Here is a 25598-nt window from a genome sequence, read left to right as displayed (position 1 = left end):
GTCTTGAAAATGTGAGGGGCGGTGGCAGCAGGCTCTACAATTTTTTATAAAATTTCACAGGTCTCGGAGGTGATTACTATTGACCTCATAAATACAAAAGAAAACCGTCAATTGCTCTATAAATACCTTTCCAAATTTTACGGCTCTGATAAAGCAAAGGAATTAATGATAAAACATAAAAATAACTTATTCGGATTCAATGGGCTTGCTTATTCTCTAGGTAAACGCTCCATTGAATTTTTTTGTTTGTATTTTCTTCAAGACTTCTTTGTACCTAAACCAAACAATCAAGTAAGACCTTTAGCATCTGTTCATTATGAGATATGGCGAGAATTAGAAGCCATGTTTATAGAAAATAAACATGATAAACAAGTTTTCATTTTACCTCGTGGTTGTGCGAAGACAACCATCATCGATATGGCACTAAGTGTCTTTTTGCATTGTTATGGTTATAGTGTATATACAATTGTGTTAGCCAATAGGGAATTGGATGCTATAAACTTTGTAGACCAAACAAAAAAAGCTTTAAAAAATCCTTACATCGTTCATGCTTTTGGAAATTTGGTCAATCCAAACAAGCGAACAGTCAATAAACTTGAATTGGAATTAGACAATGATACGAAGATTCAAGCTTATTCATCCGGTTCGAGTGTTCGGGGAGCATCCTATATTAGTAAAAAAGGAATTTTCAGACCTACGTGCTATATAGCAGATGACTACATTTCCGAGCAAGATATTTTATCTGACGAAAGCAAACAGAAAAAGTATCAAAAATGGCTTAAAGAGATTGAAGAAGGTGGAGATGAAGCTGTCATTCGTGATGGTAAAATCATTAAGCAAGCGACCAAGTTTATTGTGTTAGGTACCCCTTTAGCGCGAGGAGATTTTATAGATCAAATTAGAAAAAATCCTGAATATAAAGTATTTCATCGTAGTGTAGTGAACTTTGATGTTGATGAGTATTTCAAGAACAATGAGTATTGGCAAGAATTTAAACGGATTTTATTTGATGATACAAGAGATGATCCGACTGAGGATGCAAAACAATATTATTTAGCCAATATAGAACACATGAAATTCCCGACGATATGGGAAAAGTACGATTGTTGCAAACTGGCAATAAAATATTTTAATAAACGTTTAGCATTCATGCAGGAACTCATGTGTAATATCGAAAATATTGGTGACAAATGGTTTCATTCAAATAGAACTCAACCAAAAGAGGAAATTGAAAACCACAACTTTATAAAAACAATGATGGCTATAGATACAGCAGGAGTAAAAAATAAAGATAAAAGACGTTCAGATTATTTTGCTTTTGTTGTCGGATCACTTGCTGATAATGGATTTAAATATGTTCGAAAAGGACAACTGAGAAAATTTGATGAGTTTGAGGATTACATAAAACATGTCATTAATCTTTTGAAGGAATTTGAGGATATCACTCACGTCTTTATCGAAAAAAATACATATAATGGTTTAGATGTTGAACGGATTCAACAAGAAATCGAAAAAGATGGTTCATTAAGAAAAAGAAATATCACATTTATTAATGAAATGCAGCGGAAAAATAAAGATGATAAAATTTCAACTATTGTTTCAGATGTAAATAATGGGCGAATTATTTTTTGTGAAGAAAGAGTAGAAAAAGATTTTCTTTCACAAGTCATGGAATTTTCAGGGCAACAATTCAGTCTTCACGATGATGCGTGTGACGCACTTAGTGAGTTTGCTAACAGAATCGATGAAATTGAAATACGAAGAGAAATTAAGTCCATCCCACGAGGATGGCTTTTTTAATTTGAGGAGGTGAAAAAGTGGTAAAAGATGAACTAATACTTAAATTACTTCAAGAGTTAAACCTACAACGTCCAAAATACCAAAAACTCTTGGACTATTACGAAGGAAATCACAAAATACTTTATGAAAAGCCTAAAGTTGATGAAACACGAGCCGATGAACGGGCATACTTCAACTATTGCAGAAAGACAGTGCAAAACTATACAGGATACCTATTAGGAAAGCCTGTGAACTATTCCTCTAAGTCAGGTAATAAAGAATTTCTTGATATGATTGATTATTATTTTAGTCACTGGGAAAAAGAACATAATATTAATTTAAAGCAACAAACAGAAATCTTCGGTGTAGCGTATGAGGTGGCATATATCAATACGGATGGAGAATTCCAGTGTACACACTTCTCTCCTCTTGAAATGATTGTTTTACATGATGGAAGTGTTGACCGAAATGTTTCTGTTGCGGTACGTCATTACAAAGTGGAATATGATGATGCTGAATATGTAGATGTTTGGGACGATGTGCATTATTCCCATTATACGAAAGATGGAAATAAACTAACACTTATTGAACAGAAAAACCACTTCTTTTCACGCTGTCCGGTAATTGAGGTACCAAACAATGATTTAAAGAAATCTGCATTTGAAGATATTATTCGAATCGTTGATATGTACAACAAAATTCACAGTACAGCCGGAAACGAAATCATTGACCATCGACAAGCATATTTAGTGATTGAAAATGCAGATTTATCTTTTGAAGAAGCACAAAAGATGAAGGAAAATGGAATCCTTTTAGTTCCACAAGGTTCGAAAGTGTATTGGGCAACAAAAGATATCAATGGTGCTTTTGTCAAAGATATGTTGAAAGATTGGCAAGATGAAATTTACATTCAAACAAATCAAGTAAATCTAAATGAAAATTTCCAAAGCAATACCAGCGGAATTTCTATTCGTCTAAAATTACAGGAATTAGAAAATATCTCAGCAATTAAAGAATCCATCTTTGAGAAAGTCTTAAAGAAACGCTTGAAATTCTTCTGTGAATGGCTCAAGTTAGCTAAAAATAAAGAGTATGATTGGAGAGACATTAGCATAAGTTTTTCCAGAAATATTCCAGTTGATGAGAAAATGATTGCAGATATGGTTAAAGAGCTATACGGTTTACTTCCGCATGAGGAATTAATTAGTTGGCTTCCTCGTGTAACAAACCCTGCAGCATCTATTCAGAAACTTAAAGAAGAACAAGACACAATGAATCTTGACCAAATAGGTGACAGCAATGGATGAAAAAGAATTTTTAAAGATGGTTGATGAATTCTTCAACCTTTCAGAAAAGGAACATCGTGAAGTTTTAAAACTGTATCGAAAACATCGTGACAATATTAAACAATTAGTTGCCGAATTGTTCATGCGATACGGAAATGATGGCAAAGTAAACGTTTCTGACATTCCGAAAATTGAACGACAAATGCAAGAAGAAGTCAGAAATATCGCCGTTTCTGAAGTCGCAATAGTAACATCTATTCTTGCGACTGTTTTTGCTTATGCGTATTATCGTACAGCATATGAGATTGAAAAAAATATTGGAGTGGCTATTTCATTTTCATTGCTGCGAAAAGAAGTGATTGATGAGATTGTTAATTTTAACTGGAGTGGCATTCCATTCAGTGAGCGCATATGGGACAACACGAATGCACTTGTAAAGGCTTTAAGAACTGAACTTTATCTAGGCATTCAACAAGGTGAAAGTATTGATAAAATTGCAAAACGAATCGATCAGCAATTTAATTCTAAAGCATATCAATCCCAACGACTGATTCGAACAGAGACAGCTCGCATCATTTCATCAGCACAAGAAAAAATCTATCGAGATAGCGGTGTCGTTCAGAAAGTGCAATGGGTTGCAACTCTCGAAGGAAATACGTGTGAGCAATGCGCTCATCTCGATGGAAAACAATTTAATCTTGACGATGAAACAAAGCCAACTCCACCGAAACATCCTAATTGTCGCTGCTGTTTTATTGGTGTTGTTGATGATTATACACCTTCTAAACGAAAAGACAATGAAACGAAGCAAGTCATTGAATATCAAAGTTATGATGAATGGGCTAAAAGTAAGGGAATTCAGTCACCTTAAATGGTGGCTTTTTATATTGTCTTTTTCTCGATTGCAGACGTTAAAGAACAATCGAAAAATAAAAATACTGCACTTCTAGGACTATCGGTGTTAGAAGGGCAAAGGAGGTAATTTTCATGAATTTAGAAGATGTTAAAAAGTTTTTTGAGCAAAACAAAGATAATGAGGAAGTAAAGGCATATCTTGCGGGCTTAAAACAAATTAGCGTGCAAGAGGTGCAACAAATGCTTACGGAAAATGAAGAGTTGAAGAAATTCTTCGATTCCGAAAAAGACAAGCATTTTTCGAAAGGGCTTGAAACTTGGAAACGTAATAATCTTCAAAAACTGATTGACGAAGAAATTAAAAAACGTTTCCCTGAAGCTGATCCAAAAGATGTGAAATTGAAAGAATTGGAAGCGAAAATTCAACAAATGGAACAAGAAAAACTGCGTGAAGCATTGAAAAATAAAGCACTCACGCTTGCAACAGAGAAAAAGCTTCCAGTTCAACTCATTGATTTTCTAATTGGTCAAGACGAGGAGTCTACACTTCAAAATCTTGCTACATTTGAGGAAGTGTGGACACAAAATCTTCAAGCACTTGTCGAAGAAAAACTCAAAACAAACGGTGTGAACCCGAAAGATTCAAATGTCAAAACTCAAACATTTACCCGCGAACAACTTCTGGCGATGACACCAGAAGAAATTCAGAAAAATTGGGATTTAATTAAGGATCAATTAAAAAATATCTAGTTTATTCAAGGACTTGCAAATGCAAGTTCTTTTTATTTTCCATTAAAAAATTTAAAAAATCAGAAAGGATGATGTTAAATGTCAGTACAATCTTTCATTCCATCTATTTGGGAAGCTCGTTTATTAGCTAACTTCCACAAAACTTCCGTTGCGGAGGTAATTGCAACAAAACCGACTGAAATCAAAGGAAACAAAGTTATTTTCAACCGTGTTGGCGCAGTAACGGTAAAAGATTACACTGGAACAATTACGTGGGATGAAGTCAACACTACACCAGTTGAATTAAATCTCGATCAGAAAAAATATTTTGCCTTCACTGTTGATGATGTAGACAAAGCACAAGCCGCAGGTGATCTTGTTGACGCTCACACAGCAGAAGCAGCCGCAACGCTTCAAGAAACAATCGATAAATACGTTCTTTCTTTCTACACTGATGTTCAAGTAGGCAACACTATTGGTGATGATACAACTCCAGTTACATTAGATAAAACGAATGTATATGATTACATCGTCGATTTAGGGACAAAACTTTCCAACAAAAAAGTGCCTATGACAAACCGTTTCGTTGTTGTGAATGCTCAAGTTCTCGGATTATTGTCTAAAGATGCTCGCTTCACTGCAAATCCGACAGTTCTTGAAAATGGTGTTGTGGAAGGACAAAAAATTAATGGTATGCAAGTTGTCGTATCTGAAGAAATTGCAAATGTAAGTGGTAAGTATAAAATCCTAGCACTCCATCAATCTGCAATCGGATACGGAAAGCAAATTGATAACGTTGAAGCAATGCGTTTGCAAGATTCGTTTAGCGATGGTGTACGTGGGTTGGCTGTTTATGGTGCTACTGTGCTTCGTCCAGAGGCATTAGCAGTACTTACTGCTACAATTGCTTAATACATACTCCTTTGACGGGCAGGACTTTCCTGCTCGTTTTTTATTTTGAAATGAGGTGATGAGTTTTGCTATTTCGTAACAAGAAAACAGGTCTTGTTTGGGAAATTGTAGACGAAGACCACATTAAACGGCTTCATAATGATGATGATTATGAGGAAGTTAAAGAAGAAAAAGAGCAATCAAAGCAAACTTCTAAGAAATCCCCGGCTAAAAAGGGGTGATTAGATGGCTTCATTAGAAAATGTAAAAACATTGCTAGGCATTTTTGATACTTCTCAAGATTCCTTGCTCAATCTATACCTTTCTCGTGCAGAAAAGTTCGTGAAAAATTATTGCAATATCGATGAAATTCCTGTTGAACTCGATGAAGTGATTGAAGATATTGCCGTTTATCGTTATCGAATGAACGGTGTAGAAAATGTGAAAAGCGAATCAAAAGGCTCTCTTTCCGAAACGTATCGTGAATCCTTGCCCGATGATATTCTCGCTCAATTGAATCGGTATCGAAGGGTGAAAGTCGTATGAGACTAACAAAAACAGTGTATCTTCACGGTGAAGGAGAAGAAGTATTAGTTGGCTGGAATGACTTCGGAGAGCCGATTTATGAAACGATTCCTGCAAAAATCCCTATTCAATGCGAAATTGAACCTTATTCATCAAAATTAGCTGAAAATCGTTACGGAATTATAGTCGATGTACAATATAGACTTTTCACAAAGCCGGATGAACGCTTAAAACTCGGTGAAAAAATCGAGTATAAGGATAAAAATTACACAATCACTGGCGTAATGGATTTTGACCGTCACTATGAAGTGCTAATTAAAAAGGATGATGCTTAATGAGTCGCTTTCAAGAAGAAATTCAAAAAATGAGGGAAAGACGTGAGAAAACAATACAGCAAATTGCTGTTTTTGTGGAAGCAGAAGCAAAACTTCGTGCACCAGTGGATACAGGACATTTGCGAAGATCAATCACACATCAAACCGAAAACAGTGAAACACAATCAAAAGCGTATATCGGCACAAATGTTGAATACGCTCCGTATGTCGAATTTGGCGTGGCGAGTAAGAATATCAAACCGCAGCCATATTTGCGCCCTGCAATTGAGGAAAACAAGGATAAAATCAAAGAAATTATCGAGAAGGGAATGAATGTTCAATGACGATTTCACAAATCATTCATTCCCTTCTTGTGTCTGATGAACAATTAGTTTCGCTTGTTGGTTATACACCAAAAAACAAGCGCATTTCTGCAATGATTCCGAACAATCGTGAAGATTATCCATACATTGTATTCGAGATTTCACCATATGAAGCAGGAGAAGTCGATACATACAGATGCGATATTCGCATCGTCTCTAAAAATGTAGTTGAGATGGAGAAAATCGCTAAAAGAGTGATAGATTTATTGCATTTTCGTGCAAAAGATAAGCCATTCACTGTCAATGATGTAGCGATATACTACGCAAAACACATTGGCGGTGGCGTTTTGTATGTTGATGATTTAAACGTATATGAGCAATTGCTTATTTTTCATATAAAAGTAAAGGAGATGATTTAATATGGCAACTGTACAAGAAAATACGATTCTTCTAGGTTCGGGTGATCTTTTCTTAGGTCAAGTTGATCCAAACGCTACAGAGCAAGAAATTCAAACTGCACTTGTAAACGTTGGAGCTATTTCGGGCGGAGCCACATTGACGTATAAACCAACGTTTCATGACGTGGAAAGTGCCAATAGAGGAACCATAATGAGTTTTCTAACAAAAGAAGAAGTAACGTTCAAATCAGGAATTTTGACGTGGAATCTTGAGAATTTATCGAAATTAAGTGCCGCAAGTTATTCTGAAGATACAACAGCTGGTACAAGACGCATTGGTATTGGTGGACTTAAAAATGTACCTGTTAACTACCTTCGTTTTGTACATACAAAACCGGATGGTAAAACATTAACAGTAAACATCTTCCGTGCGCAAGCTCAATCAGGATTTGAAATTACTTTTGATCCTGAAAAAGAAGTCGTACTTGATGCTGAGTTTAAGGCGTTGGCAGTTACAGGAAGAAATGATGGCAACCTTGTTGAAATTATCGAGGAAATTTAATTCTTTCTATAAGGAAGGGAGTATTATATTCCCTTCCTTTTTTATGTCTGACGAAAAAATAGGAGGTTGAAAATATATGAACATTATTGATTTAGATTTACTCGTTTCTGAACCGATTCAATTCAAAATTGGTGGTGAAGTTTTCGAAACACCTTCGTCACCATCTACCCAACTTGTTTTACAAATGGTTGCTATTGAAAACAAAGTGAAAAAAGCAAAAAATGCAGAAGAACAAATTCACCTTCTTGCAGAAATGGTATCTTTGCTCCTTTCTCAAGGCGAACGGAAAGTTACAATTGATGAAGTACTTGAAAAATTTTCACCTGTACAGATGAAAAAAGTAGTTGAAGTATATCAACAAAAAATGACGGAGATTAACACTAACCCAAACTGATGATGCCATCGCTTCCGGGGGAAGAGAGAAAAGGAAGCGATGGAATTGAGTTCATGGAGAAAATAGCATATCTCAATATGAAAACTCGAATGTCGCATGCGGAAATTATGAACCTTCCGTATGCGATTTTTTTGTCTTATCTGAAGCATTATCAAATGTTTGACCTTATGAGTACGCCAGAGGGACGAGAATATCTCGAAAAAGTGGAGCGATTGAAACAGACAACACCAGATTTTAACAAACTTCGTAAGGTATCCGGCTATAAGAAGGCAGGTGATAACTGATGGCAACAGTTGATCTAGGAACCTATAAAGCTGAAATAGTGCTTGATGATTCGAAATTTACATCGAAAATGAGTGCTGCGGAAAGAGATATACGAAATTTTGAGTCAGGAGCAGGAAGATGGGGAAGCCGATTGGGCGCACTTGCAACTGGTACAATTGCAGGACTTGGTGCATCCATCGCGGCCGTTGGAACGATGGCAGCGAAAACAGGAATTGACTTCAATGCAATGATGGAGCAATCGCAAATTGCGTGGACTACTTTGCTTGGTAGTGCTGATGAGGCAAAGAAAACAATAAACGATCTCGTCCAATTGGGGGCAAAAACGCCATTCGAATTTGAAGGATTGGACAAGTCGGCAAAGCTTCTTAATATGGCTGGATTTGAAGGAGAAAAACGCAAAGAAACATTGATTGCAGTCGGTGATGCTGTTTCTGCAGTTGGTGGAGGACAGGAAGAACTTGAGGGTGTCTCAATGGCACTCTTTCAGATGAGTGCAAAAGGAAAAGCGTCAGCAGAAGAAATGAACCAACTGGCGGAGCGAGGAATCCCTGCATGGGAAATTCTTTCAAAAACAATGCATAAATCAATCCCTGAGCTAATGCAAATGTCCCAACAAGGCAAGCTCATGGCGAAAGATGTAATTCCAGCGCTTGTCAAAGGTATGGGAGAGCGTTTTGGCGGAGCAATGCAGAAACAATCGCAAACGTTCAACGGTTTGATGTCAACGCTAAAGGACAATCTTAAATCCTTCACTGCAATGCTGACAAGTGACCTATTCGAGAGAATAAAATCATTCCTTCCGACTATCATCGATTTCGTAAACCGCATTTCAGATGCCTTCAAGAACGCTGGTTGGAAAGGTGTTATTCAAGAAATTCTTCCGCCACAAGTCACCTCATCTATTACCCAAAACATCGGAATTATAAAACAAATCATTTCCGATTTTATTACATTCGGAAAAAACATTTGGAAGCAATACGGTGATGAAATTTCCGCAACAGCAAAAGTAGCGTGGGAAGCAGCATCTCAAACAATTAAAGGACTGCTTGAAATTTTGCGTGGCGTTATCAAAACCGTTCTTTCCCTCATTTCCGGTGACTGGAAGGGTGCATGGGAAGGCATAAAAAATATCGCAAAAGGTGTTTGGGATACAATAGGTGGATTCATTAAAAACGCCACAAACGGAATTCAAAATATCATCAAAGCATCGCTTGAGATTGTAAAGAACATCTTTTCAACCGTTTGGAATGGGATTAAAACGTTAGTTAGTACAATATGGAACAGTATAAAAAGTACAATTTCTACAACTCTTAATGGCATAAGCTCAAATATCCAAAGCATTTGGAACAATATTAAAAATGCTATTTCCAACACTCTTAATTCGATAAAAACTACAGTGAGCAATATTTGGAATGGAATTAAATCATCAATTTCTTCTACAATACATAGTATTTCCAGCATTGTTTCCTCAGTCTTTAACTCAGTAAAATCAAATGTATCAAGTATTTTCAATAGCATCAAATCAACTGCTTTATCCGTTTGGAATGGAATCAAATCGTCTATTTCAACAGCGGTAAACACAGCAAAATCAGCGGTAAGTAGCGCATTTTCCTCTATGAAAAGCGCTGTTTCTTCCATCATGAGCGGTATCAAATCGATAATAACAAGCATGTGGAATAGCGCTGTGAGTTTCTTAAAAGGGATTAATTTGTTTTCTATCGGGAAAGACATCATACAAGGTCTTATTAACGGAATCAGTTCAATGGTTGGATCAATTAAGAAAAGGGTCGAAGAAATTGCAAGAAATATTCCAGCATGGGCGAAGAAAATTCTCGGCATTCGCTCTCCATCAAGAGTAATGATGGAAGTCGGACAATGGACAACCATCGGTTTTGCAAAAGGTATTGAATCGAAAAAGAAAGACGTTGAAAAATCGGCGAAAAAGGTAGCAGAATCGGCGAAAAAAGCGTTTGAAGAGCAGTTTAAAGCGGCTCAGTACAACTTTAAAATCGGAAAAATTGATGAAAGTCAGTATGTCTCTAAACTGCGTGCAATTTCAAAAGAATACGCCAAAACATCTGACCAAATTCGTAAGATCAATTTAGAAATCAAAAAGGTTCAAGATGAACAGGCTAAGAAAACAGCGGAAATCGCTAGGAAAACTTTTGAACAAGGGAAACAAGCCATCGAGTATCAAAAGCAAATCCGTAATGTTTCCCTTGAGCAAGAATTACAGTGGTGGAACAATCTCGCTAAACAGTTCAAAAAAGGTACCAAAGAGCGCATGGAAGCCGAAAAAGAATATGCTCGTGTGAAAGACGAAATCACAAAACGCAATTTCGAAAATGAAAAACGCTGGTTCGAAGAAAAGAAATACTACAACCAGCTTTCGCTAATGCAAGAACTAGAGTCGCTTAATACGGTTGCAAAACGATACAAACAAGGAACAGAGGAACGAATTTATTGGGAGAAAGAAATATATAGAGTCAAGAAAGAAATCAGTGACCAAATTGCACAAATCAATGATGAATATGTTTCTAAAATCGAAGAAGCAAACAAGAGATTGGCGGAAAGTGAGAAGCAACTAACAGACGAATATAATCGCGCGGTTGAGGAACGGACAAAATCGTTGTATAGTTTTGCGGGTTTGTTTGATGAAATCAAAACAGAATCAGACGTGACAGGGGAACAATTGCTTAAAAACCTTGAAAATCAAGTGAAGGCTTTTGAAGAATGGCAAAGAAACATTCAAATATTAGTCAGCCGTGGGCTTGACAAAGGATTAATCGAAGAACTACAAGATTTGGGACCTAAAGCATATGCTGAAATTCAAGCATTAACCACATTATCCGATTCACAATTGCAGGAATATGCAAAACTTTGGAAAGAAAAACACGAATTAGCTAAAGATGAAGCAACAAAAGAGTTAGAAGGGCTAAAAATTGAAACACAAAACAAAATTCAGGAATTGCGAAAAGAAACAGCAAAAGAACTAGAGCAATATAAGGCTGAATGGATTAAGAAAATCCAAGAAATCAAAACCGGCACACAAACGGGTCTCAAAGACTGGAAAACGTCAATGAAAACAATTGGTACGGATACCATTCAAGGTTTGATTGATGGCATGAAGTCCATGACGGGGTCACTTCAAACACAAGCAAAAGAAATCGCCAATGTTGTTTCAAAAACGATAAAAGACGCACTCAAAATCAAGTCCCCTTCCCGTGTCATGATGGAAGTGGGTAATTTTATTAGCGAAGGTTTGGCAATCGGAATGAACTCACAATCTAATTTAGTTGAAAAGGCATCAAATAACTTAGCCAATAAAGTTTTTGCTATTCCTAATACATTGAGCTTTTCACTTTCAACCCAAAGGGGTTCTTTAGGGTTATTAATGGGTGGAAATTCTCAAACAAATTCTACTGTACATAACGAAATCAATCTATCCCCAATATTCCAATTTTCCGTAAATGGTACTCTCGATAAAGCACAAGCTGAAAAAATTGCTGATATAACGATTGAAAGAATGATACATAAATTAAAACCTTATGGCTTCGTGTGATTCGATAAACCTCTCCATCTTAGGAGAGGTCTTTTTTTATTTTTGGAGGTGTTAAAATGACTGAAGTTTGGAAACTCGATAATGAATATTATTGCCTTTATACAGAAAGTAAAGATATCATGAAACGTATTAGACGATATTATCCTGATTTTGAAATCATGGCTGAATACTTTAAATTCGATAAACTCATCGGTATTCAATACAAAGTACCAATCAAGCGTAAACGATCTGCTTTCCGACTAGCAAAGGTTGACCAAAAATGAAAAAATGTTGCACAGTATAAAGAAAATTAGCCGATTTGAGAGTAGGGGATATAAAGGTATAGGGATGGTATTTACTGCTTGAAAAACTCATTATAAATCGGCTAATTTTTTTATAAAACGTGCAAAATACACACCTTTTAGTTCTCCTCTTCTGCAACTCCTCTTTACATCGTTTGTTTCCATCAAGTATCATTTCTATATTTTCATTTTTCAAAAAATCATTTCCTTTTTGTTACAATGATGATGTATAAAAGTTTGTGTAAAGCATTTTACTAGATCAAAATAAAAAAGGTAGGGTATTCTCTGATTGAACCCAAACATTCCAGAGAAAGGAGAACCCTACCTATGTCTAAAAGTATACCGAATGTCGACTGGGCAAATCAACTGGAAAGTGTCATTCGTCAGTTTGTAAAGGAAAAATTAGAACTGATCATGCGGGAAGAAATCAAGAATTTCCTCGAAATAGAACAGGCCGGAACATCAAATATGAGAAACGGCTACTATCAACGAAATCTAGATACGCAATATGGCCGGATTGAAGGTCTTTTGGTCCCTAGAGACCGAAACGGAGAATTTCAAACACAGTTGTTTGCCCCTTACCAACGGCACACCGGCTGGCTGGAGGAAGCAATCATTAGGATGTACCAAAGTGGCATGAGTACACGGGAAATTGGCAAGTTTATCGAACGAATTCTAGGAAGCACCTATTCTCCTGCGACGATCAGCCGTATTACCGATGTCGTGAAGGAAGACATCGAGAAATGGCACACTCGTCCACTGCACAAGCGTTATTCCGTCTTATATTTGGATGGTTTATACGTAAAACTTCGTCGCGAAACCGTGGAGAAAGAAGTCATTTATGTGGTGTTAGGGGTGAACGAAGAAGGATATCGCGAAATTCTTGATTTCTTTGTGGGAGGACAAGAAAGCGCCTATGTATGGCAGGAAATTCTTCAACACCTCTACCAAAGAGGCGCCAAGGAAGTGCTTCTGGGCATATTCGATGGACTACCAGGGTTGGAGGAAGCCTTTAAGGCGGTTTATCCGAAAGCCGATGTGCAGCGTTGTGTCGTTCACAAAGTCCGTAACACGCTCCATCGTGTTCGGAAAAAAGACCAATTTGAAGTGGCCGAGGATCTCAGGCTGATTTATCGCGCGCCGAATAAGGAGATGGCGTTACAGATGTTTCAACAGTTTGAGTCGAAATGGTCAAGCAAGTATCCGAGAGAAGTTCAATCTTGGGCCAATGAGTTGGATGTCCTCCTTACATTTATGGATTATCCAAGCAGTATTCGAAGTGTGATTTACACGACGAATGCCATTGAACGAACGATCAAGGAGATTCGGAAACGTCTAAAGCCGATGAACAGTTTGAATAGTTTAGAAGCCGCTGAAAAAATCGTATATTTGACCATTCAAGATTTTAATGAGAAATGGGCAGGGCGAAAGTTGCGAGGATTTGCCGAAGCACAGGAAGCCCTCGAGCGAATGTTTGAAGAACGTTATCATTAACCAAATACTGTAAATAAACAAAATAGGGGGATTCTCCCTTTCCACACAGGAGACTGAATATTCAGTCTCCTGTGTGGAGGAAACTAGTTCCCTATTCATTCCAAATCCATTTCAGAGAAACCCTACCCCCATTATATTACACAAAATTCTTGACGGTACCAGCATTCTTATCCTCGTCTTTTTCTTTTTCGTATAACTCATCAACGGTACAATTTAAAATTTCAGCTAACTTAAACAGTTTTGGTACAGTGGGATAATTTCTGTTTGTACACCAATTGGACAACTGTTTCTGCGTAACCCCTAATTTTTCCGCAATATATTTCCGTTTAAATCCTCTTGCGTCAATCAATTCACCAATACGACTTTTCATTGTATCCACTCCCTAGAAAAATAACAGGGTTGTTTATAGAAATTTAACTGGAATAAATAAATGGATTTGAAAATACTATTTAACATACCAAACAAAATTCCGATGCAACGTAACGACTTGTACAAAACTATTCCAACGTTTCTACCAACGGTTTATTCCTCTAAAAATTCCAGTCCAGTAATTTAATTCGCAATAAAAAATCCCTACTTATCATTACTTCAAAACTTGTCTTATTCCTTCTTTTTGTGTGGGATTATCTTACAGATATATAAGGGTGGGGTGGTGAGCTTTGATATTTGAAATTCTTACATCGGCTGTCATGGGTGGTGTATTTGTTGCTACAAAATTTTTTGAATCTGGTGGGGGAAATGATGCGAAAAAGATTCAAAAAATATGTGACAATACAGGACTCTATGTGAAAGAAAATGGAGTAAAAAAATCTATTCGGATTCATCGGAAAAGCAAAATTGAAGGAGGGAACGAATACGTTTTTCAAATTCCTTTAGGGCTTAGTTTTAAGGATTTTGAAGTAAAGAAAGATGTTTTGCAGGATGGATTGAATATAAAACGTTTTGTATTTGATGTTTCCCTTGATGATTTAAAATCGCTAAAGCTAAACAAGGATATTTTGAAACAAATTCAATCTTTACTGGAGAAAAAGAAAAGGTTAAACAAAGAAATTGACCTTTCTTTTGATGGAATGTTAAAAATTCAAGTTTATGACGAACCACTGCCAACAATGTTTCCACTTAATGAATCAGTATTTAATAAATGCAAAGGATGGGAAGTGCCAATTGGTACAAGTAGAAGTGAGTTTATTACCCATGATTTTGAGAAGGTTTCACATTTGATTGTTGCAGGGGCTACAAACACAGGAAAGAGTAACTTTATCAAAATGATGATAACTTGTTTGGTTCACAGAAAGCCTGATGATGTGAAATTAACAATTATTGATTTAAAAAATGGTCTGAGTTTAGGGCGTTTCAAAGATTTAAGGCAAACAGAAAACTTTGCAATCAATCCTGAACAAGCAAAAGAAGCGTTGAAAAAGGTTCAAGAGCAAATGTCAAAAACAATGGATTACTTATTTGAAAATGGATATGAGGACGTTAAAGAAGCAGGATTTAAAGAACGGCATTTTGTGATAATTGATGAGGCAGCCGATATAGCTGATGATAAAGATTGTGTTGAAATTCTTGAAGATATAGCACGCAGAGGTAGAGCAAGCGGATTTTACCTTGTGTACGCAACACAGTACCCAACGACACAAACCGTTTCTTCGCAGGTAAAAAGGAATTGTATGGGGAGACTTTGTTTTGTGGTTGATTCTGCTATTGCCTCAAATGTGGTGTTAGATCAAAGTGGTGCAGAAGATTTACCATTGATACAAGGTAGAGCAATCTATAAAACGGTTAAATGTAAAACAGTTCAAGTTCCTTATGCCGATAATAAGTTCATTCAAAAGACTATTCAGCCGCAAATAAATATTCGTTCAAGAGGTGAAAAGAATGAACAGAGCGATTCTCAAGGAGCAGAGAATAGAAAATATACTCTTATCCTTGAAGAAACTGAATTATCTTAGCACGTCACAAATTATGATACTTCATGATTTGAAATCAAAAAGGAATACAAGCAGAGTCCTTCAAGAAATGAGTGAATATCTTCACCATTTTCGAGATGGAGAAAATATTTATTACCTTTCCGCAAAAGGTCGTGAAAGAGTAAATTGCAAAAAAGTATGCAAAAAAACTCCACAGGCTCGACACTATATTATGCGAAACTCAATATATATTGCGTTTGGTTCGCCAGATACGTGGAGAAATGAAATAAAACTTGGTGTGAAAGAAGATAGGAAAACACACATTATCGCTGATGCTTTATTCATCAAAGATGGACGCTATCACATTGTAGAGGTTGACTATACACAAAAAATGATTACAAATAAGCAAAAAATCGAGAAGTATAAGAAATTAATTGAGTGTGGAGTATTTCAACAAAAACCGTTTTTCATTTGGATTACTACAACAGAGTATAGAAGAAGAGAATTACAGAAGTTAATGGAAGGGCTTGATTGTCAAATTTTTATGGTTTCTGATTTCATTTAAGGGGAGAGGATAAGCATGATTTTTCAACAAAAAGTACAAACAATGAGTATTAAAGAATTTCTTAATAACGACAAGGATTCTATTGTACTAAAGAAAGATGAAAAGAAGTTACTAAAGAAGTTTCAAATGGAATTACAAAAAGTAGGGATATATTGTAAATTAGGTTTTACAACTGTAACTGGTGCGCTTGTTTTAACTGTATCAGATATTAAATATGCTTCTGCTGCGACAGTTTCGGGAATGGTGCATGAGAAAATTACTAATGCGTTTATGCCACTTGTTGAATTAATTAAGGGACTTAGCTATCCAATTGCACTTATCATCATGTCTGGTGGTGCGCTCATGCTAATGATTGGTAATAAGGAAAAAGGATATTCCATGATTCAAAATGCCTCGATTGGATATATTCTTGTTCAAATGATGCCATTACTTATGAAATTATTAGTTGAGATTGCAAAAGCAATGTGACCACTCATTTCGAGTGGTCTTTTTCATCTTCAATAAACTCAAGTACATCCTCAATTCTACATTCTAAAGCTTTACAAATTTTGTCCAAAGTTTCCACATTAATTTCCTTCACTTTTTTATCTTCATCCAACTCCTCATTATTTACCCATTGGCTAATTGTATTAGGTCTAATTCCTGTGTTTTTAGAAAGCCAATACATTGTTTTTTCTTTTTGTTCCAATAATTGCTTTAATTTAAACTTAATCATCCTTTATCACCTCTTTTTATTTTTTATTATAACATATTATTAACTATTGACGATAATAACTATAAGTGTTAATATTAACTTAAATAGTTAATAACGATTTAAGTTAACAAAAGGTGGTGAAATCATGATTATCAAAGCGTCTGAATGGCTACAAATGTCTGATCGGCAAAAATTTTACTTACTTGCAGGAATTTCATTTGTTCAACAACAACAAAAGAAAAGGGTTTTATCGAAATTTGTCGTATAAGTATCAAAAAATGGCAAAAAGGGGAAGAGGAATGACGATTAATCAATTCCGTAAGTTTTTGTATTCGTTGGCTAAGTTTCTCGGTGATGTTAATGCGATTCAGAAAGGAAAAATCGGCAAACGCATCGGTCGCAGAATTGCAGGGAAAATAACAGGTAAATTGTTGCAGAAATTATTTAAATAAAAATGGGGGAGAGGGAAGTATGCCAAAATTTTTTATAGCTGGTAAGGTTGAATTGAATGTATCAAAAATTGTTGAGGCTGCAAATGAAGAGGAAGCAATTAGAAAAGCACATGAAATGCTTTGCAATATAAATGCTGATATTCGAGAAGTGGAGTTTGCACGAATTGACGATAGTACAGTCCAAGTTAATGTTGATGATTTTCACATTGAATGGAATCATGTGAATGAAGCAGATGAAGAATGAAACTGCACTCGAATGAGTGCGGTTTTTAAAAATACGGTTTTTTAATAAAAAGGAACTTGTCCAGAGCAATATGAAATGATAGGATAATGTTAGTGACACTATTGGTCAATAAATATCTGAAAGTGATACCTATAAATACGGTTGATATTTAATTATCTGAAAATTTTCCAACCCTTGATACATAAAGGATTTATACTGTAAGCATGTCGAAAGCCAAACCGACGAACAGCGAATTCATCGCGATGGTGGCAGATAAGTTAAGATTAGAGCATAAGGCGTCTTAAGATTAGGTTTGATAAGGCTTTAGGTGTAAAGGCTAAGCAAACCAATTAAAAACTCGGATTTTAAGCCAATAAACTTTTTCCATCTCGAGGCTGGCTTCAAAAGGTCGGTTCAGCGACCTTTTGAGTCAGCCTCATATGTTTTGCATTTAGTTGACGGGATCATTATCCCGCTCATTCGTACGTTCTACCCTGATAATAGGTCCTATATAAAAAGGTCAACCAGCAAAAACTGGGGATCCTTATAATGCGAAAGCCCAGTTAGGTGAAGAAGACAACGAATGATTATTATTCCTATACCATAGAGAAAGCCAGCATTATTTGCTGACTTAAAAATTTTAATTTCAATTTCTTTGATACCACGATAATTAACGTTGGAAGCTGTCATGACCATGATGATATCCGTGACCCGGATAATACCCACCGTGACCATGATGATATCCGTGACCCGGATAATACCCACCGTGACCATGATGATATCCGTGACCCGGATAATACCCACCGTGACCATGATGATATCCGTGACCCGGATAATACCCACCGTGACCATGATGATATCCGTGACCCGGATAATACCCACCATGACCATGATGATAACCATAACCAGAATAACCGTCGTAACTTCCAATGAATTGTCTTTCCATTTTGTATCTCCTCCTTAACTGTTTTTAAAATAGTGTATGAGTCCATATTCAAAGAGGTATAGATTCTTGCCCATTATGACGCTTGCGAAATTGCTGTTTTGATTACGTAAAAAGGCAGTCCGGTGTGGACTGCCTTTTTACGATTGTTCGTTTTGCTTTTTTTCCAGTTCGAGTAATTTTTGCACTAAAATGTGCTGTGGCATGTGCATAATGCGTTCGATCGGCATCCCTAGCGCTTTTGCCAGCTTTTGCGCTGTTTCTAACGAAATTTTTAGCGGTTGCATTTTATCACCTCGTCTGTTTATAACAAAAGTAGTATAGCAAATTTTTTTCTTTTTACGCATATATTTTTATGATCGCTTTTTGCAGCGGGAATAGAAAGGAGTTAGCAAACAGATGACAAAAATTTTCGCGCACCGCGGTTCCGCCGGCACGCATCCGGAAAATACGATGATCGCTTTTTATGAAGCGGAGCGGGTGGGAGCAGACGGCATTGAGTTAGATGTGCAATTGACGAAAGACGGACAAATTGTCGTCATTCATGATGAAACGATCGATCGAACGACAGATGGAACGGGATGGGTCAAAGACTTTACGTATCGTGAACTGAAACAATTTAATGCCGTGTACAAATTTGTCGACCAATACGACGTTTGTCGCATCCCGTTATTGGAAGAGGTGCTGGCCTGGATTCACCCGACATCATTATTGTTAAATATTGAGTTAAAAAATGGTCTTATTGCTTATGAGGGGCTGGAACAAAAAGTGATTGACATGATTCGCCATTATGGGCTTGAGGAGCGGACAGTGCTGTCATCCTTTAATCATAACAGCATGCTATTTTGTCATCATTTGGCGCCAAATATCGAGACGGGATTATTGTATATGGAACCTTTATACGATCCGTGGAAATACGTTCGTGTCATGAAAGCAAAGGGATTGCACCCGTATCACCGGACAGTGACGGAATCGTTTTTGCATCAAGCGCGTCACCACGGAATTGCTATTCGCCCATTTACCATTAACAAAGAATCTTTAATGAAAAAAATGTTTGCATACGAAGTCGACGCCATTTTTACTGATTATCCGCGCCTAGCGAAGGAAATATTAAAAAAAACGCCTTAAACAAACGTTTAAGGTGTTTTTTTCTGTTTTTGAAACCGCGGCTGCACTTTATTGCGCTTGCGGTCGCGATGCAAAATAAATCCCCCGATAAATGCCAGACCGCCTGCAAACAAAAGGAACCCCGCTAAAAACTGCAGGGAAAGAAACGGAAACGGTGAATGCAAAATACCGAATAAGGTGTCGCGCATCCATTTAATTCCAAGCGCCGCCAATAAGCCGGGAATCACTAAAATAAGAAGAGCGATCATTCGTACCATCGTTATCGTGATCCTTTCGCAAAAAGGTAGCTTCATGAACCATCTTAACCGTTTCACTGCGTTTGTCAAGCAAAGAAAAAATCGTTATGATAAAAATACCTGCAAAAAATTGCATATGCCAAAGCGTGGTGAAGAACGATGAAAAAAGTATTAATCGTTGGCGCTGGAACTGGTGGAACGGCGCTGCTAAAGCTGCTACAGAAAACGACGGTGTTTCAAGTAACAGCCGTAATAGATATCGATGAGACGGCACCCGGAATAAAACTGGCGCGAGAAATGAATATTGCTGTTGGCACGGATTGGCGTGTTTTTGTTAATGAGGAAATCGACCTCGTTATTGAAGCGACAGGAAAGCAGGAAGTGTTGGATGACATTCGCGCGCAGTGCGCGCCGAATACGAACGTCGTTCCCGGAGCCGTCGCCCATATGCTGGCGGAGCTGATGGAAGAAAAAGAAATGTTGATTGCAAAGCTGAAAAGCGAAACAACAAGACGCGGTTTAATTTTTAACTCGTCTCATGATGGCATGATTGTCGTGGATGAATATGCTTACATTACCGATATTAATAACAGCGCCGCCGAAATGATTGAAGTGGATAAGGAAAAAGTAATTGGGAAACACATTTTAGAAGTTTTGCCGACAAGCGGACTGCCGCGGGTATTAAAAACGAAACAGACGGAATTTCACCAAGAAGTAAAACTAGCCAACGGAAAAAAAATTATAACGACAAGAATTCCAATGATCGATGAGACTGGGAAGCTGTTCGGCGCAATGGCGATTTTTAAAGATATTACTGAATTAGTGAAACTGGCAGAGGAAATTACCGACTTAAAAGAAATGCGCATGATGCTTGAAGCGATTATTCATTCGTCAGAGGAAGCGATTTCTGTTGTCGATGAGCATGGAAATGGCATTTTAATTAACCCGGCGTATACGCGCATTACCGGCCTGTCGGAAGAAGAAGTAATCGGTAAGCCGGCCACAGCCGATATCGCGGAAGGGGAAAGCATGCACATGCAAGTGTTAAAAACGCGCCGTCCCGTCCGCGGGGTGCGTATGAAAGTCGGCCCGAAAAACCGCGACGTGGTTGTGAATGTGGCGCCGATTATTGTTGACGGGGTGCTAAAAGGCAGTGTCGGGGTGATTCATGACGTATCTGAGATTCAGCGTCTGACAGCGGAGCTCAACCGGGCAAGGCAAATTATCCGCACGCTCGAAGCGAAATATTCGTTTGCCGATATTATCGGTACATCGGAGGAAATCAAAATAGCAATTGAACAGGCGAAAGTAGCCGCAAAAACGCCAGTGACGATATTGTTGCGCGGCGAATCCGGCACGGGAAAAGAATTATTTGCTCACGCGATTCATAATGCAAGTGATAGAAAACAACCGCTGCGTTGTTAAAAGCGGTGTTAAACAAAGAGTACGGCTTGCGGACGGGAAAGGTGCTTTCCCATGTGGCTGTATTTGAAGTCCCTGGATATGACCGTTTCATTATTGTGACGGATGCGGCGATGAACATTGTGCCGGATTTGGAACAAAAAGCTCAGATTGTGGCGAATGCCGTTGCCGTAGCCCGGTCAATTGGCATTGACATGCCGAAAGTGGCGCCGCTGGCGGCGGTGGAAGTAGTCAACCCGGCGATGCCAGCCACCGTTGATGCGGCAGCGTTGACCATGATGCAAAAACGCGGACAAATAAAAGATTGCATCATTGATGGACCGCTTGCCCTCGACAATGCGGTTTCAGCTATAGCGGCGGAACATAAGCGCATTGACAGCGAAGTGGCGGGAAGGGCAGATATTTTGCTCGTTCCTGACATTGAAGCGGGAAACATGCTATATAAATCGCTTGTTTATTTTGCCAATGCCAAAGTCGGGGCCGTCATCGCTGGAGCGAAGGCACCGATTGTCCTTACATCACGCGCCGATTCGGCGGAAAGCAAACTGTATTCGTTAGCGCTCGCGGTTTGTTCCGCATCCAAATAAACAATTAGGGAGGAATTTATCATGGAACTGTTTAAATACATGGAAAAATACGATTATGAACAATTGTTGTTTTGCCAAGATAAAGAATCGGGATTGAAAGCGATTATCGCTATTCACGATACAACGCTCGGCCCAGCATTAGGCGGTACGCGCATGTGGATGTATAACTCGGAAGAAGAAGCGATTGAAGATGCGCTTCGCTTAGCACGCGGCATGACGTATAAAAACGCTGCGGCAGGGCTCAACCTTGGCGGCGGGAAAACGGTCATTATCGGCGACCCGCGCAAAGATAAAAATGAAGCGATGTTCCGCGCGTTCGGCCGCTTTATTCAAGGATTAAACGGCCGCTATATCACCGCGGAAGACGTCGGCACCACCGTTGCCGATATGGATATTATCTACCAAGAAACAGATTATGTGACAGGCATCTCGCCGGAGTTCGGCTCATCGGGAAATCCGTCTCCAGCAACGGCATATGGGGTGTATCGCGGCATGAAAGCGGCGGCAAAAGAAGCGTTTGGCAGCGATTCATTAGAAGGAAAAGTCATCGCCGTGCAAGGGGTCGGCAATGTCGCCTATCATTTATGCCGTCATCTTCATGAAGAAGGGGCGCAACTTATCGTTACTGACATTAACAAAGAAGCGGTGCAGCGCGCCGTTGAAGAATTTGGCGCCAAAGCGGTAGATCCGAACGATATTTACGGCGTTGATTGCGATATTTTTGCTCCATGTGCGCTTGGCGGCATTATTAACGACCAAACGATTCCGCAATTAAAAGCGAAAGTCATTGCCGGTTCGGCGAACAACCAGCTAAAAGAACCGAAACATGGCGATATCATTCATGAAATGGGCATCGTGTACGCACCGGATTACGTCATCAATGCCGGCGGTGTCATTAACGTTGCCGATGAGCTGTACGGCTATAATCGCGAACGCGCAATGAAAAAAATCGAACAAATTTACGACAACATTGAAAAAGTATTTGCCATTGCGAAACGCGACAGCATCCCGACATATAAAGCGGCAGACCGTCTTGCCGAGGAACGCATTGAAACAATGCGCAAGTCCCGCAGTCAATTTTTGCAAAACGGCCATCATATTTTAAGCCGCCGTCGCGGTCGTTAAGGACAATCAAAGCGGAAGCGGAAAAGCAGGAAAATATTTTCCGCTTCCATACCAAGAAATGGAGGTAGCAACTGTTGCAAGAGCAGAAGTTTCGCATTTTAACCATTAATCCTGGATCGACCTCGACAAAAATAGGCGTGTTTGAAGACGAACACTCCATTTTTGAAAAAACGATTCGCCATGATGCAGAAACGCTGCAGCGCTATCCATCGATTATTGATCAATATGAATTTCGCAAACAAACGATTTTAGACGCGCTTGATGAAGAAGGCATCAATCTTTCCAAATTAAGCGCTGTTTGCGGCCGCGGCGGGCTGTTGCGTCCGATCGAAGGCGGCACGTACCGCGTCAATGAACAGATGCTCAAGGATTTGCGTAAAGGCTATTCCGGCCAGCACGCTTCGAACCTTGGCGGCATTTTGGCGTATGAAATTGCTTCAGCGTTAAATATCCCCGCGTTTATTGTTGACCCGGTTGTCGTTGATGAACTTGAGCCAATCGCCCGTATTTCTGGATTTGCGCTCATTGAGCGGAGAAGCATTTTCCATGCTCTCAATCAAAAGGCGGTGGCTCGCCGCGTTGCCAAGCAGCTCGGGAAACGGTATGAAGAGCTGAACCTTATTGTCGCCCATATGGGCGGCGGAATTACCGTCGGCGCCCATAAAAAAGGCCGGGTAGTCGATGTTAATAACGGATTGGACGGCGAAGGTCCGTTTAGCCCGGAACGCGCTGGCACCGTGCCCGCTGGCGACCTCGTTTCTTTATGTTTCTCCGGTGAATACTTCCGAGATGAAGTAATGAGCATGATTGTCGGCAAAGGCGGGCTAGTCGGTTACCTTGGCACCAATGATGCGGTAAAAGTGGAAAAAATGATTGAAGAGGGCGATGAAAAGGCGAAGCTAGTATATAGCGCAATGGCCTATCAAGTGGCAAAAGAAATCGGAGCGGCAAGCGCTGTATTGGCGGGAAAAGTCGACGCGATTATTTTAACGGGCGGCCTTGCCTACGGAAAACAGTTTGTGAAGGAAATCAGCGATCGCGTTCACTGGATTGCCGATGTGATTGTTCACCCTGGTGAAAACGAGTTGCGAGCGCTTGCGGAAGGGGCGTTGCGCGTGTTGCGCGGCGAAGAAAAAGACAAAGTATATCCGGGCGGGAATGTGGCACACACAACCGTTTTGCGATAGAAAGGAGAAAACGATATGGCAAAAGAATATGATCTCGTCATCCTTGGCGGCGGCACGGGAGGATATGTGGCGGCGATTCGCGCTTCCCAGCTAGGGTTAAAAACAGCCGTTGTCGAAAAAGGCAAGCTGGGCGGAACGTGTCTGCATGCCGGCTGTATTCCAAGCAAGGCGCTGCTTCGGAGCGCGGAAGTATACGCGCAAACGAAAAACAGCGAAACGTTTGGCGTCGTGGCAAGCGATGTACGCCTTGACTTCGCCAAAGTGCAGGCGCGCAAAGCAGCCATTATCGAGCAGCTCCATAAAGGCGTCCAGCACTTAATGAAAAAAGGAAAAATTGACGTCTATGCCGGAACTGGGCGCATTTTAGGTCCATCCATTTTCTCGCCGATGCCGGGGACGATTTCCGTGGAAATGAATGACGGTTCGGAAAACGAAATGCTCGTGCCGAAAAACGTCATCATCGCCACAGGTTCGCGCCCGCGAACGCTGCCAGGCCTTGACATTGACGGCAAATTGGTCATGACATCCGATGAAGCGCTGCAAATGGAAACACTTCCTTCTTCGATTATTATCGTCGGCGGCGGTGTCATTGGCATTGAATGGGCATCGATGCTGAATGATTTTGGCGTCGACGTGACGGTATTGGAATACGCCGAGCGCATTTTGCCGACGGAAGATCATGACGTCTCCAAAGAAGTGGAAAAGCTTTTAAAACGCCGCGGCATTACGATTGTCACAGGGGCAAAAGTCTTGCCGGAAACGTTGGAAAAAGGAAATGGTGTGACAATTCAAGCGGAGCATAATGGCGAGCAAAAAACGTTTACCGCCGAAAAAATGCTCGTCTCTGTTGGCCGTCAAGCAAACATTGAAGGAATCGGCATCGAAAATACCGATATTGTCGTCGAAAAAGGATTTATTCAAACGAACGAGTTTTACCAAACGAAAGAGTCGCATATTTATGCGATTGGCGATGTCATCGGCGGCTTGCAGCTAGCACATGTAGCGTCCCATGAAGGAATTGTTGCTGTCGAGCATATTGCCGGCCAAAATCCATCGCCGATCGACTATACCATGATTTCAAAATGCGTCTACAGCCGTCCGGAAGTCGCAAGCGTCGGCTTAACGGAAGAAGAAGCGAAAGCAAAAGGGTATGATGTCAAAGTCGGAAAATTTCCGTTTAAAGCGATCGGCAAAGCGCTCGTGTTCGGCGAAGCGGAAGGGTTCGTGAAAATCGTAGCCGATCAAAAAACGAACGACTTGCTTGGTGTTCATATGGTTGGCCCTCACGTCACCGATATGATTTCTGAAGCGGGATTAGCGCGCGTCCTGGATGCGACTCCGTGGGAAGTGGCGCATACGATTCATCCGCATCCAACGCTATCGGAAGCAATGGCGGAAGCGGTGCTCGCTGTTGATGGAAAAGCGATTCATTTTTAAGCGAATAAAAG

Annotated in this window: 31 protein-coding genes and 3 pseudogenes; 29 read left to right on the top strand and 5 right to left on the bottom strand. The window is 39.4% G+C overall.

Annotated features, from left to right (window positions below; translation table 11 throughout):
* Window positions 1–21 precede the first annotated feature (21 nt).
* From BDD39_RS09280 to BDD39_RS09205, 16 genes are all read left to right on the top strand, one after another.
* On the top strand, window positions 22–1800 hold the full coding sequence (locus tag BDD39_RS09280; RefSeq protein WP_208404367.1) for a terminase large subunit: 1779 nt from the start codon (window positions 22–24) through the stop codon (window positions 1798–1800).
* Between the two features lie 17 nt (window positions 1801–1817).
* A complete protein-coding gene (locus BDD39_RS09275; protein WP_166910104.1) occupies window positions 1818–3086 on the top strand; it encodes a phage portal protein in 1269 nt (422 codons plus the stop codon).
* Window positions 3079–3936, top strand: a complete 858-nt coding sequence (locus BDD39_RS09270) for a minor capsid protein (RefSeq protein ID WP_166910102.1) — start codon at window positions 3079–3081, stop codon at window positions 3934–3936. The genes BDD39_RS09275 and BDD39_RS09270 overlap by 8 nt, the downstream gene beginning before the upstream one ends.
* Before the next feature lie 116 nt (window positions 3937–4052).
* Window positions 4053–4670, top strand: coding sequence for a DUF4355 domain-containing protein (locus tag BDD39_RS09265; RefSeq protein WP_166910100.1), 618 nt, complete (start codon window positions 4053–4055; stop codon window positions 4668–4670).
* A 78-nt stretch (window positions 4671–4748) separates the two neighbouring features.
* The gene (locus BDD39_RS09260; RefSeq protein ID WP_166910091.1) at window positions 4749–5561 is read left to right on the top strand and encodes a phage major capsid protein; all 813 of its coding nucleotides are present in this window, start codon (window positions 4749–4751) and stop codon (window positions 5559–5561) included.
* 65 nt (window positions 5562–5626) lie between these two features.
* Window positions 5627–5782, top strand: coding sequence for a hypothetical protein (locus BDD39_RS09255; protein ID WP_166910089.1), 156 nt, complete (start codon window positions 5627–5629; stop codon window positions 5780–5782).
* 4 nt (window positions 5783–5786) lie between these two features.
* The gene (locus BDD39_RS09250) at window positions 5787–6086 is read left to right on the top strand and encodes a phage head-tail connector protein (protein ID WP_166910087.1); all 300 of its coding nucleotides are present in this window, start codon (window positions 5787–5789) and stop codon (window positions 6084–6086) included.
* Window positions 6083–6400 carry a hypothetical protein gene (locus BDD39_RS09245; RefSeq protein WP_166910085.1) on the top strand — a complete coding sequence of 106 codons (318 nt, stop codon included), beginning with the start codon at window positions 6083–6085 and terminating at the stop codon, window positions 6398–6400. Before BDD39_RS09250 ends, BDD39_RS09245 begins: the two co-directional genes overlap by 4 nt.
* The gene (locus tag BDD39_RS09240) at window positions 6400–6723 is read left to right on the top strand and encodes an HK97-gp10 family putative phage morphogenesis protein (protein WP_166910083.1); all 324 of its coding nucleotides are present in this window, start codon (window positions 6400–6402) and stop codon (window positions 6721–6723) included. The genes BDD39_RS09245 and BDD39_RS09240 overlap by 1 nt, the downstream gene beginning before the upstream one ends.
* Complete coding sequence (locus BDD39_RS09235) at window positions 6720–7121, top strand: hypothetical protein (RefSeq protein ID WP_166910080.1); 402 nt, start codon at window positions 6720–6722, stop codon at window positions 7119–7121. The genes BDD39_RS09240 and BDD39_RS09235 overlap by 4 nt, the downstream gene beginning before the upstream one ends.
* Before the next feature lies 1 nt (window position 7122).
* Window positions 7123–7662 carry a hypothetical protein gene (locus BDD39_RS09230; RefSeq protein ID WP_166910078.1) on the top strand — a complete coding sequence of 180 codons (540 nt, stop codon included), beginning with the start codon at window positions 7123–7125 and terminating at the stop codon, window positions 7660–7662.
* Window positions 7663–7738: 76 nt separating this feature from the next.
* Complete coding sequence (locus BDD39_RS09225) at window positions 7739–8056, top strand: hypothetical protein (RefSeq protein WP_061912172.1); 318 nt, start codon at window positions 7739–7741, stop codon at window positions 8054–8056.
* 53 nt (window positions 8057–8109) lie between these two features.
* On the top strand, window positions 8110–8340 hold the full coding sequence (locus tag BDD39_RS09220) for a hypothetical protein (RefSeq protein ID WP_166910076.1): 231 nt from the start codon (window positions 8110–8112) through the stop codon (window positions 8338–8340).
* Window positions 8340–11903 carry a tape measure protein gene (locus BDD39_RS09215; protein WP_166910074.1) on the top strand — a complete coding sequence of 1188 codons (3564 nt, stop codon included), beginning with the start codon at window positions 8340–8342 and terminating at the stop codon, window positions 11901–11903. Before BDD39_RS09220 ends, BDD39_RS09215 begins: the two co-directional genes overlap by 1 nt.
* Window positions 11904–11959: 56 nt before the next feature.
* Window positions 11960–12166 carry a hypothetical protein gene (locus BDD39_RS09210; RefSeq protein WP_166910072.1) on the top strand — a complete coding sequence of 69 codons (207 nt, stop codon included), beginning with the start codon at window positions 11960–11962 and terminating at the stop codon, window positions 12164–12166.
* A 345-nt stretch (window positions 12167–12511) separates the two neighbouring features.
* Complete coding sequence (locus tag BDD39_RS09205; protein ID WP_166907797.1) at window positions 12512–13678, top strand: IS256 family transposase; 1167 nt, start codon at window positions 12512–12514, stop codon at window positions 13676–13678.
* 136 nt (window positions 13679–13814) lie between these two features.
* Here the strand turns inward: BDD39_RS09205 and BDD39_RS09200 are convergent, their stop codons facing one another.
* Entirely contained in the window at window positions 13815–14048 is a 234-nt protein-coding gene (locus BDD39_RS09200) for a helix-turn-helix transcriptional regulator (protein ID WP_166910070.1), read from the bottom strand.
* Window positions 14049–14337: 289 nt separating this feature from the next.
* Here BDD39_RS09200 and BDD39_RS09195 point away from each other — a divergent pair, with 289 nt between their 5' ends.
* Genes BDD39_RS09195 through BDD39_RS09185 form a run of 3 tightly spaced genes read left to right on the top strand, consistent with a single transcriptional unit; the run spans window position 14338 to window position 16621 of the window.
* Window positions 14338–15630 carry an FtsK/SpoIIIE domain-containing protein gene (locus tag BDD39_RS09195; RefSeq protein WP_166910068.1) on the top strand — a complete coding sequence of 431 codons (1293 nt, stop codon included), beginning with the start codon at window positions 14338–14340 and terminating at the stop codon, window positions 15628–15630.
* The gene (locus tag BDD39_RS09190) at window positions 15557–16153 is read left to right on the top strand and encodes a replication-relaxation family protein (protein WP_166910066.1); all 597 of its coding nucleotides are present in this window, start codon (window positions 15557–15559) and stop codon (window positions 16151–16153) included. The genes BDD39_RS09195 and BDD39_RS09190 overlap by 74 nt, the downstream gene beginning before the upstream one ends.
* A 15-nt stretch (window positions 16154–16168) precedes the next feature.
* The gene (locus BDD39_RS09185) at window positions 16169–16621 is read left to right on the top strand and encodes a hypothetical protein (protein ID WP_166910064.1); all 453 of its coding nucleotides are present in this window, start codon (window positions 16169–16171) and stop codon (window positions 16619–16621) included.
* Window positions 16622–16625: 4 nt separating this feature from the next.
* Here the strand turns inward: BDD39_RS09185 and BDD39_RS09180 are convergent, their stop codons facing one another.
* A complete protein-coding gene (locus tag BDD39_RS09180; protein ID WP_166910062.1) occupies window positions 16626–16868 on the bottom strand; it encodes a helix-turn-helix domain-containing protein in 243 nt (80 codons plus the stop codon).
* 124 nt (window positions 16869–16992) lie between these two features.
* On the opposite strand from BDD39_RS09180, the gene BDD39_RS16610 reads away from it, so the two are divergent.
* The 4 genes and pseudogenes from BDD39_RS16610 to BDD39_RS09165 form a co-directional block, all read left to right on the top strand.
* Window positions 16993–17115 carry a hypothetical protein gene (locus tag BDD39_RS16610; RefSeq protein WP_279587940.1) on the top strand — a complete coding sequence of 41 codons (123 nt, stop codon included), beginning with the start codon at window positions 16993–16995 and terminating at the stop codon, window positions 17113–17115.
* A 31-nt stretch (window positions 17116–17146) separates the two neighbouring features.
* Window positions 17147–17299, top strand: coding sequence for a hypothetical protein (locus BDD39_RS09175; protein WP_166910060.1), 153 nt, complete (start codon window positions 17147–17149; stop codon window positions 17297–17299).
* Window positions 17300–17318: 19 nt separating this feature from the next.
* A complete protein-coding gene (locus BDD39_RS09170) occupies window positions 17319–17543 on the top strand; it encodes a hypothetical protein (protein WP_166910058.1) in 225 nt (74 codons plus the stop codon).
* A gap of 191 nt (window positions 17544–17734) precedes the next feature.
* Window positions 17735–17827 (top strand): annotated as a pseudogene (locus BDD39_RS09165) (sporulation transcription factor Spo0A); the annotation flags it as partial.
* A 202-nt stretch (window positions 17828–18029) separates the two neighbouring features.
* On the opposite strand, the gene BDD39_RS09160 reads toward BDD39_RS09165, so the two are convergent.
* Together BDD39_RS09160 and BDD39_RS09155 are read right to left on the bottom strand one after the other, a co-directional pair.
* The gene (locus tag BDD39_RS09160) at window positions 18030–18452 is read right to left on the bottom strand and encodes a hypothetical protein (RefSeq protein WP_166910056.1); all 423 of its coding nucleotides are present in this window, start codon (window positions 18450–18452) and stop codon (window positions 18030–18032) included.
* A 153-nt stretch (window positions 18453–18605) separates the two neighbouring features.
* Window positions 18606–18752: a YycC family protein gene (locus BDD39_RS09155; RefSeq protein WP_070104534.1), complete on the bottom strand. Its 147-nt coding sequence runs from the start codon at window positions 18750–18752 to the stop codon at window positions 18606–18608.
* Between the two features lie 112 nt (window positions 18753–18864).
* Here BDD39_RS09155 and BDD39_RS09150 point away from each other — a divergent pair, with 112 nt between their 5' ends.
* Window positions 18865–19593 (top strand): glycerophosphodiester phosphodiesterase, encoded by a 729-nt coding sequence (locus BDD39_RS09150; protein ID WP_166910054.1) that lies wholly within the window; start codon window positions 18865–18867, stop codon window positions 19591–19593.
* Window positions 19594–19601: 8 nt separating this feature from the next.
* On the opposite strand, the gene BDD39_RS09145 is transcribed toward BDD39_RS09150, so the two are convergent.
* Complete coding sequence (locus tag BDD39_RS09145) at window positions 19602–19850, bottom strand: DUF2627 domain-containing protein (protein ID WP_166910052.1); 249 nt, start codon at window positions 19848–19850, stop codon at window positions 19602–19604.
* Between the two features lie 138 nt (window positions 19851–19988).
* Between BDD39_RS09145 and BDD39_RS09140 the strand changes: the two are divergent.
* The 5 genes and pseudogenes from BDD39_RS09140 to lpdA all read left to right on the top strand — a co-directional run.
* Window positions 19989–21236: pseudogene (locus BDD39_RS09140) on the top strand (PAS domain S-box protein); the annotation flags it as partial.
* Window positions 21237–21238: 2 nt separating this feature from the next.
* Window positions 21239–21838 (top strand): annotated as a pseudogene (locus BDD39_RS09135) (bifunctional enoyl-CoA hydratase/phosphate acetyltransferase); the annotation flags it as partial.
* Window positions 21839–21859: 21 nt separating this feature from the next.
* The gene (locus BDD39_RS09130) at window positions 21860–22963 is read left to right on the top strand and encodes a leucine dehydrogenase (protein ID WP_166910050.1); all 1104 of its coding nucleotides are present in this window, start codon (window positions 21860–21862) and stop codon (window positions 22961–22963) included.
* Window positions 22964–23037: 74 nt separating this feature from the next.
* A complete protein-coding gene (gene buk / locus BDD39_RS09125; RefSeq protein WP_166910047.1) occupies window positions 23038–24150 on the top strand; it encodes a butyrate kinase in 1113 nt (370 codons plus the stop codon).
* Window positions 24151–24165: 15 nt separating this feature from the next.
* Entirely contained in the window at window positions 24166–25587 is a 1422-nt protein-coding gene (gene lpdA, locus BDD39_RS09120) for a dihydrolipoyl dehydrogenase (RefSeq protein ID WP_166910045.1), read from the top strand.
* Window positions 25588–25598 lie beyond the last annotated feature (11 nt).

Origin of the sequence: Saccharococcus thermophilus (assembly GCF_011761475.1) — a bacterium.
GTDB lineage: Bacteria > Bacillota > Bacilli > Bacillales > Anoxybacillaceae > Saccharococcus > Saccharococcus thermophilus.
Note: the sequence above shows the minus strand (reverse complement) of the source record. Positions and strands in the feature narration are given on the sequence as shown.